Below are 15,143 nucleotides of genomic sequence, written 5' to 3' on the forward strand. Positions count from 1 at the left end.
GGTTTCGAGTGTCTAGCAATCCCGGCCTGGTGCTGCAAATCGGGGTGCCGGCATCTCTCTGCTGCGCTTGTGATCGTGCGCATCTCGCCCGGAGCCTTGCATGCCGATTGACGTTCGTCCCGCCGGTTTTGCCGATCTCGACACTCTGGTTGCAATTGAGAACGCAGCCTTTTCGGGCGACAAGCTCTCGAGGCGCTCTCTTCGGCGTCTGATTGGTTCCAGGACGGCCATTGTAGGCGCGGCCGGGGAGCGAGGGGTGATTCTCGGCTATGCGCTGGCCCTGACCCGCCGGAGGAGTGGTGTCGCGCGGCTTTATTCTATAGCCGTGGCCCCGGAGGAAACCGGAAAAGGGGTGGCTGCGTTGTTGTTGCATTATGTCGAGAACGCGGCGTACCGGCGAGGGTTCCATACGATGCGGCTTGAAGTGAGGTCAGACAACAAACCGGCCATCCGGCTTTATGAAAAGACGGGATATCGTAGCTTCGCCCAGTATGAGAATTACTATCATGACGGTATGAGTGCATTGCGCTATCAGAAATCGCTCTGCGCATTGAACATGGAGAACGGCCCCAAATGAGTTGGGTCATCCTGACTGGCAAAAAAGGCGATCTCGACGAGACTGCCACACCCTACAAGATCATTACCAATCGCGACTATCTGGCCCACCCGGCGTTGTTCCGCGGGCAGCGCCCCAAGGTTATCAATCTCTCATCCAGCTATGCTTATCAAAGCCGCGGCTACTATGCTTCGCTGCTTGCCAGTTCCCGTGGCCATCGCGTGATCCCCTCGGTCGAGACCATGATCGACCTCTCCGCGCGCAAGCTCTACGAGAATGCCCTTCCGGAACTGGAACAGGCCCTGAATCGCTGCCGCGGTGAATTGGGGGGAAGCTTTCCCTCAAGCGTCAGCATCTTTTTCGGCATAGGGCCCGAAAAAGCCTGGGAACGCTTCGCCAAGCTTCTTTTCGACTGGTTTCGCGCGCCCGCGCTGGAAGTCGTCATCAAGGACGGCGAATGGGCCACTATCACGCGCATCGGGTTTCGTTCCCTTTCGAGAATGAACGCGGACGAGAAGGAACGCTTCACGGCATCGCTTCACACCTACACGAGCCGGCAATGGCGCGACAGCCGCACCCGCGTACCGGCTCGCTATGGGTTCGCCACTCTCATCGACCCGAGAGAGGAACTGCCACCGTCAAGCGTGGCCTCGCTCAGGCATTGGTCGCGCATAGCCGCAAGGATGGGAGTTGAAGTAGAGCCGATCACCAAAAGGGATCTGCCGCGCCTGGCAAACTTCGATGCCCTGTTCATCCGCGAGACGACATCGATTTCCAACCACACATACAGGTTCGCAAGGCGTGCCCAGCAGGAGGGGATGCCGGTTATCGACGACCCCCTGTCGATGATCCGCTGCACGAACAAGGTTTATCTCAACGAATTGATGGCGACGCACCGGGTGCCCGTTCCGCCGACAATGATGATCGCCGGCACCGCCGACCTCGAACGCGCCGCCGATCTTCTAGGCTTCCCTCTGGTTCTCAAGACGCCGGACAGCTCTTTTTCACGCGGTGTGAAGAAAGCAGCGAACATGACGGAGCTCAAGGCTCTGGCGACGACGTGGCTTGAGGACTCCGATCTTCTGATCGCGCAGAAATTTCTGCCCACGTCCTTCGACTGGCGTATCGGCGTACTCGATGGGAGGCCTCTCTTTTCCGTGCAGTACCTGATGGCCAAAAAACACTGGCAGATCGTCAACCACGAACGGCAGGGGCGTCCGGATGAAGGAGGTTTCCGCTCTTTCACCTTGGCCGACACTCCCTCAGACGTGCTCGAGATCGCGGTTCGCGCGGCACGCTGCATCGGCAATGGCCTCTACGGTGTCGATCTTAAGGCCACGCCGGAAGGGGTTTATGTCATTGAGGTCAACGACAACCCCAATCTCGACCATGGGTGCGAAGACGCTGGGGAGAAGGACGCCGTCTGGACAAGCCTTACACAGTGGTTCATCGACCGGCTGGAAAGGTAGAGCTCTCGTTTCGGCGTCCTTCGGGTATCTCAATCAGGGATCGAGACACTCACTCCTTTCTTTCCAAGGGTCTTGTTGATGGCTTCGGTTAGCGCTGAGCGAGATTTCTGCCAGCCCTCGCTTCTGGTCCAGAACCGAAGTGTCAATTGCGAGGTCCCGCCATCGATAGCCGAAAAGAGTGTCTCGGCATCGGGCTTCTTCAAAACGCTCTTTTCTGCAGCGAGGATTTTCAAAAGCCCTGTTTGCACCTGCTCGGGGCTTAGGCCGTCGCCAACGTCAATCTGAAGTTCCAGCCTGCGAGCCTTGTTTCGGGAATGGTTGATGATGGCCGCATTCCAAAGCGTGCTGTTGGGAGCGAACACGATCAGCCCGTCGTCGGTATTCAATTCCGTTGCAAAAAGCCCCAGCGTGCTGACGGTCCCGGATATTCCGTTCGCAAATACATGCTCGTCCACCTCGAAGGGGCGCAAAATCAGAAGCATCACGCCGGCCGCGATATTCTGAAGTGTTCCCTGAAGGGCGAGCCCGACCGCGAGACCGATAGCGCCAAGCGCGGCAATGATGCTGGCGGTTGGAACACCAAGCTGGGTCAGCGCCGCGACGCTGGAAAGGGCCATAACGGTGTATTTGGCAAGAACAGAAAGAAATGACGTTAAAGTCGCGTCGAAAGAGAAGATCTTGCTGAGTGTGTTGCGCACCCAGCGCTCCAGCATTTTGGCGGCGATAATGCCGATCACCAAGAGGGCGCAGGCCCCGAGTAAGGTGGGCCCGTAAGTCAGCGCGAAATCAGTGATGTAATCGAGCGTCGCATCCGCGGTGTGGATAAGGTGTTCAGCTTGCTTTTCCATGTTCCGAACATCTCCGTGGCGTGTTCAGGGTTTCCATTTCGAGAAACCGAAGCACCGCCCCGTCGACGTTCTCATCTGCACAGAAGATCTATCTGGAAGATCAGAAGCGTTAAACTGCGTCAGTTTGAATGATGCGTTTAGCAAAGAAAATTGAGTTACAAAAGTATATATATAATATAATTTTACTGCGTTGAGATATATTTCATGAGGGAAAATATTTAAATTAAAATACGAAAAACAAACTACAAATACGTTAAATTTTTTCTCCTCTCGCCTCTTCTATCATTTTAAAGCGGTCGAGAAACTTTGTCTGCGCCAGTTTGGGGGGATGAGGTTGAATCCGCAACTCCTCCGGTGACATTCCGCGTGGGCGGCCGAAAAGTTTGGCGGCTTCCGTGACACCAAAGCCTGCCAGTTGCGTCGCCTCATAAAATGCCGCGATCTGGTCAGCGCGCTTTATCGCTTTCTTAAGCTTTTGCGGCAGATCTGGAGCCAGGGTGAAACGCAGGTGGATGGCGCGCTGCAGCCGTTTTTCGACCGACTTGTAATCATCGCCCAGCGTAGCCTTGAAGGGGGATATCATATCTCCGATCACATATTCTGGAGCGTCATGCAGCAGCGCCGCCATCGAGCACTCGGGTGTGACGTCAGGCGTTGTCCGACGGAAGATGTCCTCCACCAGAAGGGAGTGTTGGGCGACAGAATAGGCGTGGTCACCCTCGGTCTGCCCGTTCCACCGGGCAACGCGTGCAAGGCCATGTGCAATGTCGCTGATCTCGATGTCGAGCGGTGACGGGTCGAGAAGATCGAGGCGGCGACCGGAAAGCATCCGTTGCCATGCGCGCGGAGGAGCGGCTTTGGGCGACGCCGGCATCAACCCGCCTCGTCCGAACTCACGGGAAAGGTGAAACTCGCCCATTGCGGTATAGCGAACGTCACGGCGGTCTGGTCCGCCAGAACTGGAATCGAGGCATCCATGGCCTCCTTGACTTTATCGATCCGCACGATAGCCAAAGCCTTGGAGCCGGCAACGGTGCCGAGGGTGCCGACGATTTTTCCGTCGGCGCGCAAATCGGTGCCTGGCGGAGGCAGATCCGCGGCACCGCTTGCGGTCAGTAGCCGCCGGCGGGCTGTACCCCGATGGTGCATCCGCGACACCACTTCCTGTCCGACATAGCAGCCCTTCTTCAGCCCGACACCGCCATTCTGGTCGTACAGCACATCGTGTGGAAAGGCGTCACCCAAAGCGAAGTCGCGGCCGCTTTCAGCAACGGCATGGGCAATTCTCAGTTCATCCCAGCGCATCTTGTGGCTGTCTGCATCAGGCGTGTCGCCATAGTGGCGCCGAACGTTCAGGTTTTTGTCAAAACGTCCGTCGATCGGAGTTGATTCACTTTCTGAAGGACTGGAATCAGTTTCCCATGATACAGCGATAGCTCTTTGTTTTATATCGGAAATATCGACCTTTGCGCGAAGCCTGTAGAGTGTCAGCCGCTTCACCAGGTCTGCAGCGACATCCGCCCGGCATTCAATGCGTAACACGTCGCTGCCGGCGCGGGAGATAAGGAAATCGAACAGGATCTTGCCCTGCGGCATGAGCAGGGCGCCCGGGCGGCATTCGCCGTTCTGGAGCGCCGAAAGGTCCGTTGTGATCACATTCTGGAGGAAATGTTCAGCCTCGGGTCCCTGCAGATGAATGAGGGCACGTTCGTCGAGATGGCAGATCGGCATGGCTGGTCCGGCAAGATGAGGAGGTCGTCCGCTTCTAGCTAGGATGCTTTGCCCCCGACGACAACCCGCGAATGTTGGACGGGATCAACGCGCAGCCTTTTCCCTCAGGCGGGCTGCTGCTTCTGCGAGCGCCCTCGCACTTCTGGCGCTCAGGCCGCCGTTTTCATAGTCATGACGAAGCGCCTCTTCAATCTGTTCTGCAATTCTATCCAGGGAAGGGGTATCGTTCGGTGCGCTTCGGTGATCGAACAGATTGATCCAGTGATCCGTCTCGCGGCCAAACCGCATAAGACGGTCGAGGTAGAGCTCGGCGCTGCCATTGCGCGAAACAAGTCCCAAAAGGCCGGCAGCTATCGAAAGCGGACTCATCACCACATCGCGCATGCCGTCAGCCATGAGCTTGACCTGAAAGAGGATGACACGTCGGACAAGACGTCCACGCCTCCCTCGGCTCTGAGGCGATGCCACAATGCCGCTCTGCGAATGCGCTATCCCCTCCATCGCAAACCTCCCTGAAGCTTCAGCGGATATGGGGGCAGCGCTCAGGATTGCAAGAATGAACTCAGTCCCCGGCGACGAAAAACGCCCAGTGGCCCTCCGGCGTGATGCCAACCCGGTAGAAGATGTAGGCGCCAAAGCTCTTCATGTCTTCATAATCGCCGGCGGTCACCAGTGTGAACAGTTCAACCCTCTGCCTCTTGTCGAGGGATTCGAGCGGGATGGCGAAAAAGTATGGCCAGACATACATCTCCTGGGGTGTGCCTGCGTCGAGATGCACATAGCCGGCGAGTAGCACCTCCAGAAGTATGGCCAAAACCTCCTGGCCTTCTTCATCCCCGGATAGCTCGACGAGAAACTCAAGCGGATCCCCATCCAGTCCACCGAGCGAGAGGCGTGTCGCACTGTCGCCGTTACCGATCAGCGGCCGCAGATTTTCGATATCGCCGCTTTTCGCCGCTTCGACGATCAGGCCGTGCATACGCCGGACAGGTTCTGGCAACTCTTCCAGATCGTAATGGACCTCCGGCAGCTCCTTCCCAATCTGGGTGTCCGGGCGCACGACGTCGCGCAGCGGCGTGTCCCCAATTGGCGAGGTGCCCTCTGTGGGCTCAGAACCCTCCGGAGAGGACGTGTCATTCTTGGGGAAGCTGATCGGCGGCGGCAGCGGCACGCGCTCAACACTGTCGGATCCGGCCTGATCTTCTTCTATCGGTTCAGCCTGCTGAAGCTCACTGAGAGCGTATGCAGAGAGGCCTGACGTTGCGTTCAAGCCAAAGGCTGCCAGACCGGCTAGAAGGATGTATCGCCAACGCCTGCGAACTCGCAGGCTTGCAGGGTTTAGGACGTTCACCAGATTCCAGGTCATTGTCACGTCTCAGTTTCCGTAGCGCTGCACGATTTCCGTGGAGATGCGCGTGCCTTCGCTCATATAGTGATCGATTGCTGACAGTGCCTGGTCCGTGCAGTTTTCATAAGTCCCTGCGAAGGATCTGTAACCACGGTTGAAACTCGCAATCAACTTTTCGCGCCGTGCTGGTGATGGCGCTTCTGTTTCCAGAAGCTCTTCCATTTTCCCGCGCCACGTCTCAGATTCTTCCCCACACAGATTGCGCAGATAGTGAATCGAACCGAGCACTTCTGCCAATCGCAGAAGAGGGGCTTCATAGCTGGTCTCGTTGGCCTGCGTTGCAGGCGCGGCTATGAGAAGAGCCGCCATAAGTCCGGAAAATACTGAACCACTACGCATGCCGTGTTGTCTCCCAGCAGGCGCTGCCTGTCAAACGCCCGCGATTGCGGGAAGAGCACCACAAAACATTCACGAAAGTGGCAAGATTGAGGGCAGGGCACCCGGCAGATTCATCTGCCAGGAAAGTGTCGCAATTCTTCAACAATCGTTCGCGTGCTGTCGGTTAGTGACATGGTAGCGACTTCTTCGTAGGAATACCAACCAGCCTCGCTCGCATCGTCGCCCGCCATAACGGGGCCGCACGCGACCGTGGCGCGAAAAACGGTCAATCGAAAGATTTGCTGATCGTCGTCGTCACGCAACACAACTTCGCGATAGGGGTTCGCCGTCTTCATTACCAGTCCCGTCTCTTCCAGTAGCTCGCGTGCGATTGCCTGTTCCAGTGTTTCCCCGGTCTCCACCCGACCGCCGGGAAACGCATACAGATCTCGCGCGGGTGCGCGGCCACGGCGCACCAGTAGAACGCGGCCTTCCTGAACGACGGCCGCAGAAACGGCGAGGATTTCCTCCGATTTCATAAGCAGAGCCCTTGCATACTGCCACTCGATCACCAAAAGTCCGGCCTGAGTTGTGGCCAGAAAGTTATGGCCCAGAGTTATGGCCCAGAGTTATGGCCCAGAGTTATGGCCGGTGAATTGGCGGGAGGCAATCGTGCGGATGGAGCAGAGCACATGGCTGGTTGCAGGTCTGGCGTGCATGTTGTCTTTGTCGGCATGTGCAACGCTGAATGAGAGCGAGTGCGAAACGGTAAACTGGAGCGAGCTCGGACGTAATGATGGCGCGGCTGGCCGGAGCCCTTCTTATGTACAGCGTCACCGCGAAGCCTGTCAGAAGTACAGCTTGCCTGTCGACGAAACTGCCTGGCGCGCTGGCTGGGAGGACGGTATCCGTCGCTATTGCACACCCGAGAACGGTTTGAGCGTCGGGCGTGACGGCAGCGGTTACGCCAATTCCTGCCCGGCGGATGTTGCGCCAGGCTTCGAGAGCGCTTACCGCGTCGGCAAGCGTGTTCATGATGCCCGGTCAGAGTATGATCGCTTGAAGCGCGAACTCGAACAGCTTTACGACGATCTGGAAGATGCCGCCAAGGGCGAGGACCGTAGCAAGGTGCGCAATCGGATTTCACTGAAGGAATCGGATCTGTTCTTTGCTGAGGGGCGTGTGCGTGATGCCGAACGCCTGTACGATCGCTACCTCTATGAGGAGGCAGCGCGCCGCTACTAGCGGTCTGGCGGGGGATATTCGCTTATGTGTGGTCGCTTCGCTCTCACCGATACACCCGATGCGGTGCAGTCGCTGCTTGCCGTGACAGATTTCGAACCGTTCCCCCCGCGCTACAACATCGCTCCGACGCAGCCTGTTCTAATGGCCCTGTCAGGTCCTTCCCGGGGGGCCGGAGCCAACCTGCCTTCACGGCAAAGCGTGCTCGTTCGCTGGGGGCTCATTCCCTCCTGGGCCAAGAATCCGGACGACTTCTCCCTGCTATTCAATGCCCGCTCTGAAACGGCGGCGGAAAAGGCATCGTTCCGCACCGCCATGCGCCACCGCCGGACATTGGTTCCAGCCAATGGATTCTACGAATGGCGTCGCGTCGGCTCAAAGCGGGCGGAGCCATATTGGGTCCGGCCTCGCGATGGCGGGCTGATCGCCTTCGCCGGGTTGATGGAAAGCTGGTCCGATCCCGGGGGGACCGAGATCGATACAGGCGCCATCCTGACGACGGAAGCGAATGAGGATTTACGTGGCATCCATCATCGCATGCCTGTGATTATCAGGCCCGAGGACTTCGACCGCTGGCTGGACTGCCTCAATCAGGAACCGCGTCACGTGGCCGATCTCCTGAAACCGGCCGATCCCGGATTTTTCGAGGCAGTGCCTGTATCGGACCGGGTCAACAAGGTGGCAAATGCCGGCCCGGGCCTTCAGGAGCGGGTCGAGCGTCATGACGAAAAGGCTTCTGGCACGAAATCCGCGAACGACACCGACCAGCTCGACCTTTTTTAAGCGATGGTCCGCATGAGATGGACGGCTTCGGCGCCGAAACGGTAGACGCCTTCCCGCAGCCCCTGGAACGATTGGCGCGACACATCGCTGACGGGCAGGGGAAGCTCTTCCTCTGAAATGCGCCCCAGCATCAGCTCGGCCAGAGCTTTGCCGAACACGGTACCCGGGCCGATGCCGCGACCGTTATATCCGGAGAAGCCGACAACTTTGTCGCCGAGGCGATGGAACTTCGGCAGGTGGTCTGAGGTCATACCGATATGCCCGTACCAGCAATGCTCAAACCGGGTGCCTTTCAGTTCCGGAAACAGCCGGGCGATGGCGCGTTCGGCCCACGCACGATGCACGGCCTGACCCGTACCCTTCAGGGCACCAACGCTTCCGAAGACAAGACGTCCCTCCCGATCCCACCGGAATGAGGTCAGTATCTGCTTCGTGTCCCATGCACCCTGCCGCTCCGGCAATATCCGCTCGCGCATGGCCGGTGGCAGGGGGGGCGTGGCGAAGTTGAAATAGGGCAGGTGGACGATTTCCTCACGGATCTGCGGCCACGGCGTGGTGGTGTAGGCGTTGGTTGCAACAATCACCTGCCGGGCCGTTAGCGAGCCCTTGGGAGTTTCAAGCAGCCAACTATCACCTCTCTGTTCCGCTTTCGTCACCCGGGAGTTGGTGTGAAGCCTTGCGCCGGCGTTTGCGGCCGCATGGGCGAGGCCCCTTGCATAGGCCAGCGGCTGGATCGTGCCGGCTCGTTCATCCAGCAACGCGCCCGAAAACGCGTTGCTCCCGATCTTTTTTTTGGCTTCCTCGCGTTCAAGAAGCCGCACCGGTGCACCGCGCGCCTTCCATTGCCTTGCGCGCTCATCAAGTTGCCTTAGACCGCTTTCCCCAACGGCGCAGTGGAGCGTGCCCACGGGCATAGCCTCGCAGTCCATGCCGTGTCGCGCCGCCAGATCGAACACGACGCGGGGTGCATCGCCAAGGACGCTGAGCAGCCGCTCGCCATAGGTTTCACCGAGAATGCCGGGAAGGTCGTCGGGCATGACCCACATGCCGGCATTCACGAGGCCCACATTGCGCCCTGAGCCGCCAAAGCCGATCTCATCGGCCTCCAGCAGAACCACATCGGCTCCAGCTTCGGCCAGATGCAGCGCAGCGGAAAGACCGGTATAGCCAGCGCCGACGATGGCGATCTCAGTCATCACATCGCCCGTCAAGGCTGTTGTCTGCGGCGCGGCAGGGGCTGTTTTCTCCCACAGGCCGTGGGAAAGCGGGTCGTTCCTCATCTAGCGGACTCACTGCAAACCGAGATTGTTCCGACAGATCACATGCTGACCGCCGCCAAGCAAAGCGAAAAATCAGCATGATCTCATGCAGACACGGCATTGAATGTATCGCACACCATCCTAGCCATCGCTCTCGCAATGTCTGGAAACCGTGCTGCCCCTAGTCACCCGCTCCGGCCGCGCCAGAGCAAAACCTCAGTCGGTCTGCGTGTCGTAAGGGGATTGTTTCGGTGCCGGTGCCGGCTTCTCGGCCTTGCACTGCAGAGCAGCGTTGATCGCTGCGGGTCCAACCGCGTGATACTGGCTTAGCAGGAGCTTTTCCTGTTCGGCGGTATACTCTGCTGGCTTGTTCATGTCGCGGGGCATAACTATTCCTTGGTTCCGCGTTGTCGTCCCTTCCGCGCAGATGGGGACCAAATCCGACAAAATCTTGACAGACTGCCCCGTCGGAAGACGCATTCTTAAAATTGCCGCATCAGCCTTAACATTTCCTTCACATTGCCATTTTGCTTGCAATACCTCTTTCGGGCCGCGAAGCAGGGTTTCAGCGTGATCCCCAGCCTTTTGGCTTTCAGCTTTTAGTCTTGACGCATTTGCCGCCTGCGGCGATAAGAAAGTCCATGAAAACGCTGTGCACCATTATTGGCATTTGCATTATCGGCTAGCGCCACACCGCTGGTCCGGACGTTTTCGCCCTTCTTTCCCGACGAGAAAAACGCCCAGGCCAGAGGCCGGTGCGAACCATGCCCGCAATATGCGTGTCGCTTGAGCATGGCGACGGGTTGAAAACGGAAGGCGAGGATGACGAACGGTTTCAAGGGCCTCAGGGTCTACAACACGCTGACGCGGGCCAAAGAGGACTTCGTCCCCATCGATGAGAAGAATGTCCGCATGTATGTGTGCGGGCCGACTGTCTATGACTATGCCCATATCGGCAATGCACGTCCGGCCATCGTCTTCGACGTCCTGTTTCGTCTTCTTCGCCACCTCTATGGCGAGGACCACGTTACCTATGTGCGCAACATCACCGACGTGGACGACAAGATCAATGCGCGTGCCCGCCGCGACTATCCGGACTTGCCGCTCAATGAGGCGATCCGCGAAGTCACGCAGAAAACGGCCGACCAATACCATGCAGATGTCGCCGCCCTCGGCTGCCTGAAACCGACCATCGAGCCGCGCGCCACTGATTTTGTCTTGCCCCGCTCGGACGGGCTGACGGATATGGTAAGCCTGATTCAATCTCTCATGGATCGCGGGCATGCCTATGAAGCCAAAGGAGAAATCCTTTTCGACACAGCCTCCATGGAGGCCTATGGCGGGCTTTCGAAACGCAAACTGGAAGATCAGCAGGCCGGTGCCCGCATCGCCGTCGAAGCACACAAGAAAAACCCGGCCGATTTTGTCCTGTGGAAGCAGTCCTCTTCAGATGAGCCGGGATGGGACGCACACTTCACCATCGCCGGGGCGGCCATGACCATCCGCGGCCGCCCCGGCTGGCACATCGAGTGCTCGGCCATGTCGGCGGCCTATCTTGGCGAGGAGTTCGACATTCACGGCGGCGGCCTCGACCTGATCTTCCCGCACCACGAAAACGAGATCGCGCAATCCTGCTGCGCCCATGGCCGCGATGTCATGGCGCATTACTGGATGCACAATGGCTTCCTTCAGGTGGAGGGGCGAAAGATGTCCAAATCCGAGGGCAATTTCGTCACCATCCATGAGTTGCTTGAAACGGAGAAGTTCGGCGGGCGTAAATGGCCGGGCGAGGTCTTGCGTCTTGCAATGCTGATGACGCACTACCGCGAGCCGATCGACTTTTCGGTGCGCAAGCTCGAAGAGGCGGAGGCGGTGCTCGACGGCTGGTATCGGGCCGTCGGTGATATTGGAGCCGGTGATATCGGTTGCGCGGATACCATCGCCGCGCTCGGCGACGATCTGGGGACAACCGCTGCTATTGCCAGCCTTCACGAGTTGCGCGGCGAGGCGATGAAGGGCAGCAACCCCGCGAGACAGGCTCTTAAAACAAGTGCAGCTCTTCTCGGATTGTTGTCAGCAAGTGAGAGCGATTGGTTTGCGGCAAAAGTGTCAGAGGCGTCTATCGACACCGGTGCGGTGGAGACTGCAGTCGAGGCGCGGCTTGCGCATCTGCGCCAAAAGAACTTCTCGGAGGCCGACCGGATCCGCGACGAACTTGCCGCACAGGGTGTCCAGCTCATGGACTACAAGGACACGGAGAGCGGCGAACGCCGCACCAGATGGGAGGTGAAACGGTGAGGCAGGTGGTGTTCACCCCCTCTGTCTTGCCCGGCATCTCCTCCTCAAAAGGGGAGGCCAGACGGTGGGGCTGGTTTCGCCAATCGCCAGCGTGTTCGTCGAAGCCGTCTGTCACACGTCGGCCTGGGAGAGAGCAGGGATGAGCCTCGACAACAAACCTGTCTATTCCGGCGGCTGCCAGTGCGGGGCGGTGCGTTTTCATGTCGAAGGCGCGCTTGGCGAGGCATCGGTTTGCCATTGCCGCATGTGTCAGAAGGCGAGCGGCAACATCATGCTTCCGCTGGTTTCGGTGCGTGGCGCGAAACTCGCCTGGACACGCGCCGAACCGAGGCGCTTCCAGTCGTCCAGCCATGTGCGGCGGGGCTTTTGCCCGCAATGCGGCACGCCGCTTACCTATGAGGCGCCCGACGGGCTGGCGATCACCATCGCCGCCTTCGACCACCCGGAGGAAATCGCGCCGGTGGTGCAGTGGGGCTTGGAAGGAAAACTACCCTACACCGACGGTATCGCAGCCCTCCCGGGCTATACCTCCGAAGAAGACGCAGGCGCGGTGGAGTTTCTGCGTGACCTGGTTTCCTACCAGCATCCCGATCACGATACGGACAAATGGCCGCTGCATGAAAACGCACGGAAAGACTTCGAGAATGACTGAGTTACGTACGCTCTACCCGGAAATCGAGCCATTCGAGAGCGGTATGCTGGATGTGGGCGATGGTCACACCGTCTATTGGGAGCGCGTGGGCACCCGTAGCGCAAAGCCAGTCGTCTTCCTTCATGGCGGTCCGGGCGGCGGGTGTTCCCCGACGCATCGACGTGCGTTCAATCCGGAAAAATACGACGTAATGCTCTTCGACCAGCGCGGTTGCGGCCGTTCGAAACCTCATGCGGAACTCGAGGCAAATACCACCTGGCATCTCGTTGCTGATATCGAGCGGCTGCGGAACCTGATGGGTGTTGAGAAATGGCAGGTCTTTGGTGGCTCATGGGGCTCCACACTGGCGCTCGCCTATGCCGAGACCCATCCCGAACGCGTCTCCGAACTGATCCTGCGCGGCATCTACACGCTCACCCGTGCCGAACTCGATTGGTATTACCAGTTCGGCGTCTCGCAGATGTTCCCCGAAAAGTGGGAGCGTTTCATTGCTCCGATACCGGAGGAAGAGCGCGGTGACCTGATGGCGGCCTACCGCAAGCGCCTGACCTCAAGCGATCGCGTGGTTCAGCTTGAAGCGGCAAAGGCGTGGAGCTTGTGGGAGGGCGAGACCATTACGCTGTTGCCCGATCAGGGCCTCACAGAGGATTTCGGCGAAGAGGATTTCGCCATCGCCTTCGCGCGCATCGAAAATCACTTCTTCGTCCATGGCGGCTGGTTTGAAGACGGCCAGCTTCTGCGCGACGCGCATAAACTCGCGGGCATCCCCGGCGTTATCGTTCACGGCCGCTACGACATGCCGTGTCCGGCGCACTACGCCTGGCAGTTGCATAAGGCCTGGCCGGACGCGCAATTCCATTTGATTGAGGGGGCGGGGCACGCCTTTTCAGAACCGGGCATTCTCGACCGCTTGATCCGGGCAACAGACCAGTTTGCAGGCAAATGACGATGGCACAGAAAGAACGCATCTACCTTTTCGACACCACGCTGCGCGATGGTCAGCAGACGCCGGGCGTGGATTTTTCCGTCGAGGACAAAATCGCCGTGGCAAGGCTGCTCGACGATTTCGGCTTCGACTATGTTGAAGGTGGCTATCCCGGCGCAAACCCCACGGATACCGCCTTCTTTTCGAAGAAGCGCACCGGCAATGCCGCTTTTGTCGCTTTCGGCATGACCAAGCGCGCCGGTGTCTCCGCCTCCAATGATCCGGGCCTTGCGGCCCTGCTTCAGTCGGCGAGCGATGCGATCTGCTTTGTCGCCAAGAGCTGGGATTACCATGTGCGCGTCGCGCTCGGCTGCACCAATGAGGAAAATCTGGAATCGATCACTGCCTCGGTCGAGGCGTCGGTTGCCGCCGGCAAGGAGACGATGGTCGACTGCGAACATTTTTTCGATGGCTATAAGGCCAATCCGGACTATGCGCTGGCCTGTGCGAAGGCGGCCCATGACGCAGGCAGCCGCTGGGTGGTGCTGTGCGACACCAATGGGGGCACGCAGCCGTCTGAGATCAGGGAAATCGTGAGTGCGGTTATCGGGGCTGGCATTCCCGGCACGCATCTGGGCATTCATGCTCATGACGATACGGGCCAGGCCGTGGCGAATTCCCTTGCCGCCATCGAGGCTGGAGTGCGTCAGGTCCAGGGCACGCTCAATGGCATTGGTGAACGTTGTGGCAACGCCAATCTGGTGACCATCCTGCCCACTCTCATGCTCAAACCCGCCTATGCGGAACGCTTCAAGACGGGCATTCCCGGCGACAGGCTGGCTGATCTCGCGCGCCTGTCCCACGGCTTTGACGAGCTATTGAACCGCGCTCCTGAGCCGCAGGCGCCCTATGTTGGCGCATCGGCCTTTGCCACCAAGGCCGGTATCCACGCCTCTGCCGTGCTGAAGGAGCCCGCAACTTATGAGCACGTGCCGCCGGAGAGCGTTGGCAACACGCGCCGCGTCATGGTCTCCGACCAGGGCGGGAAGTCGAATTTCATCGCAGAGCTCAAGCGCCGGGGTATTGCCGTTGACAAGGCCGATCCGCGGCTCGATACGCTCATCGCGCTCGTGAAGGAGCGTGAGGCTCAAGGCTATGCCTATGAAGGCGCGGATGCGAGCTTCGAGCTCTTGGCGCGCCGAACCCTCGGCCGCGTGCCGGAGTTCTTCAAGGTGGATGGTTTTCGGTGCATGGTGGAGCGTCGCTTCGATGCAAATGGCGAACTGAAAACCGTATCGGAGGCGGTCGTCCGGGTGACGGTGGACGGTGAGACGCTGATGTCGGTCGCGGAGGGCCACGGCCCCGTCAATGCACTCGACATCGCTCTGCGCAAGGACCTTGGCAAATATCAGGCCGAAATTTCGGATCTGGCGCTGGCCGACTACAAGGTGCGCATTCTGAATGGCGGAACCGAGGCGATCACGCGTGTTCTGATCGAATCGTTCGACGGCACGGGCGCACGCTGGTGGACGGTCGGTGTTTCAGACAACATCATTGATGCTTCGTTCCAGGCGTTAATGGACTCCATCGTCTACAAGCTGGTCAAGAACCGCGACAAGGCGGTGGAGGCTGCAGAGAACGCTGCATGATTGAG

17 protein-coding genes are annotated in these 15,143 nt (G+C 59.0%); 8 read left to right on the forward strand and 9 right to left on the reverse strand.

All coding sequences use genetic code 11. From position 1 onward, the window contains the following. Nucleotides 1–100 precede the first annotated feature (100 nt). Both HF949_RS09330 and HF949_RS09335 read left to right on the forward strand, forming a co-directional pair. Entirely contained in the window at nucleotides 101–577 is a 477-nt protein-coding gene (locus tag HF949_RS09330) for a GNAT family N-acetyltransferase (protein ID WP_292893486.1), read from the forward strand. Further along, nucleotides 574–2,025, forward strand: coding sequence for a RimK family protein (locus HF949_RS09335; RefSeq protein WP_292893489.1), 1,452 nt, complete (start codon nucleotides 574–576; stop codon nucleotides 2,023–2,025). The genes HF949_RS09330 and HF949_RS09335 overlap by 4 nt, the downstream gene beginning before the upstream one ends. 29 nt (nucleotides 2,026–2,054) lie before the next feature. On the opposite strand, the gene HF949_RS09340 is transcribed toward HF949_RS09335, so the two are convergent. The 7 genes from HF949_RS09340 to HF949_RS09370 all read right to left on the reverse strand — a co-directional run bounded on the left by HF949_RS09340 (nucleotide 2,055) and on the right by HF949_RS09370 (nucleotide 6,869). Further along, nucleotides 2,055–2,873: a mechanosensitive ion channel family protein gene (locus tag HF949_RS09340; RefSeq protein WP_292893492.1), complete on the reverse strand. Its 819-nt coding sequence runs from the start codon at nucleotides 2,871–2,873 to the stop codon at nucleotides 2,055–2,057. 253 nt (nucleotides 2,874–3,126) lie between these two features. Further along, entirely contained in the window at nucleotides 3,127–3,747 is a 621-nt protein-coding gene (locus HF949_RS09345; protein WP_292893495.1) for an HD family hydrolase, read from the reverse strand. Next, on the reverse strand, nucleotides 3,747–4,604 hold the full coding sequence (gene ygfZ, locus HF949_RS09350) for a CAF17-like 4Fe-4S cluster assembly/insertion protein YgfZ (protein WP_292893498.1): 858 nt from the start codon (nucleotides 4,602–4,604) through the stop codon (nucleotides 3,747–3,749). The genes HF949_RS09345 and ygfZ overlap by 1 nt, the downstream gene beginning before the upstream one ends. An 84-nt stretch (nucleotides 4,605–4,688) precedes the next feature. Beyond that, the gene (locus tag HF949_RS09355; RefSeq protein WP_292893501.1) at nucleotides 4,689–5,105 is read right to left on the reverse strand and encodes a hypothetical protein; all 417 of its coding nucleotides are present in this window, start codon (nucleotides 5,103–5,105) and stop codon (nucleotides 4,689–4,691) included. Between the two features lie 61 nt (nucleotides 5,106–5,166). Continuing rightward, the gene (locus tag HF949_RS09360) at nucleotides 5,167–5,970 is read right to left on the reverse strand and encodes a hypothetical protein (protein ID WP_292893504.1); all 804 of its coding nucleotides are present in this window, start codon (nucleotides 5,968–5,970) and stop codon (nucleotides 5,167–5,169) included. A gap of 9 nt (nucleotides 5,971–5,979) precedes the next feature. Further along, entirely contained in the window at nucleotides 5,980–6,351 is a 372-nt protein-coding gene (locus tag HF949_RS09365) for a TIGR02301 family protein (protein WP_292893507.1), read from the reverse strand. Nucleotides 6,352–6,461: 110 nt separating this feature from the next. Then, complete coding sequence (locus HF949_RS09370; protein WP_292893510.1) at nucleotides 6,462–6,869, reverse strand: NUDIX hydrolase; 408 nt, start codon at nucleotides 6,867–6,869, stop codon at nucleotides 6,462–6,464. A gap of 178 nt (nucleotides 6,870–7,047) precedes the next feature. Here HF949_RS09370 and HF949_RS09375 point away from each other — a divergent pair, with 178 nt between their 5' ends. Continuing rightward, a complete protein-coding gene (locus HF949_RS09375; RefSeq protein ID WP_292900101.1) occupies nucleotides 7,048–7,575 on the forward strand; it encodes a DUF2799 domain-containing protein in 528 nt (175 codons plus the stop codon). 24 nt (nucleotides 7,576–7,599) lie between these two features. After that, nucleotides 7,600–8,355 (forward strand): SOS response-associated peptidase, encoded by a 756-nt coding sequence (locus HF949_RS09380; RefSeq protein WP_292893513.1) that lies wholly within the window; start codon nucleotides 7,600–7,602, stop codon nucleotides 8,353–8,355. On the opposite strand, the gene HF949_RS09385 is transcribed toward HF949_RS09380, so the two are convergent. Together HF949_RS09385 and HF949_RS09390 are read right to left on the reverse strand one after the other, a co-directional pair. Next, a complete protein-coding gene (locus HF949_RS09385; protein WP_292893516.1) occupies nucleotides 8,352–9,635 on the reverse strand; it encodes an NAD(P)/FAD-dependent oxidoreductase in 1,284 nt (427 codons plus the stop codon). The genes HF949_RS09380 and HF949_RS09385 overlap by 4 nt on opposite strands. Before the next feature lie 195 nt (nucleotides 9,636–9,830). Next, on the reverse strand, nucleotides 9,831–10,001 hold the full coding sequence (locus tag HF949_RS09390; protein WP_157776523.1) for a transcriptional regulator: 171 nt from the start codon (nucleotides 9,999–10,001) through the stop codon (nucleotides 9,831–9,833). A gap of 435 nt (nucleotides 10,002–10,436) precedes the next feature. Here HF949_RS09390 and cysS point away from each other — a divergent pair, with 435 nt between their 5' ends. From cysS to cimA, 4 genes are all read left to right on the forward strand, one after another. After that, nucleotides 10,437–11,912 carry a cysteine--tRNA ligase gene (cysS, locus tag HF949_RS09395; protein WP_292893524.1) on the forward strand — a complete coding sequence of 492 codons (1,476 nt, stop codon included), beginning with the start codon at nucleotides 10,437–10,439 and terminating at the stop codon, nucleotides 11,910–11,912. Between the two features lie 139 nt (nucleotides 11,913–12,051). Continuing rightward, nucleotides 12,052–12,564, forward strand: a complete 513-nt coding sequence (locus HF949_RS09400) for a GFA family protein (RefSeq protein ID WP_292893527.1) — start codon at nucleotides 12,052–12,054, stop codon at nucleotides 12,562–12,564. Beyond that, nucleotides 12,557–13,510: a prolyl aminopeptidase gene (pip, locus tag HF949_RS09405; protein WP_292893530.1), complete on the forward strand. Its 954-nt coding sequence runs from the start codon at nucleotides 12,557–12,559 to the stop codon at nucleotides 13,508–13,510. The genes HF949_RS09400 and pip overlap by 8 nt, the downstream gene beginning before the upstream one ends. After that, a complete protein-coding gene (gene cimA, locus HF949_RS09410) occupies nucleotides 13,507–15,138 on the forward strand; it encodes a citramalate synthase (protein ID WP_292893533.1) in 1,632 nt (543 codons plus the stop codon). The genes pip and cimA overlap by 4 nt, the downstream gene beginning before the upstream one ends. Nucleotides 15,139–15,143: the final 5 nt, after the last annotated feature.

Origin of the sequence: Nitratireductor sp. (assembly GCF_017794765.1) — a bacterium.
Classification (GTDB): Bacteria; Pseudomonadota; Alphaproteobacteria; order Rhizobiales; family Rhizobiaceae; genus Nitratireductor.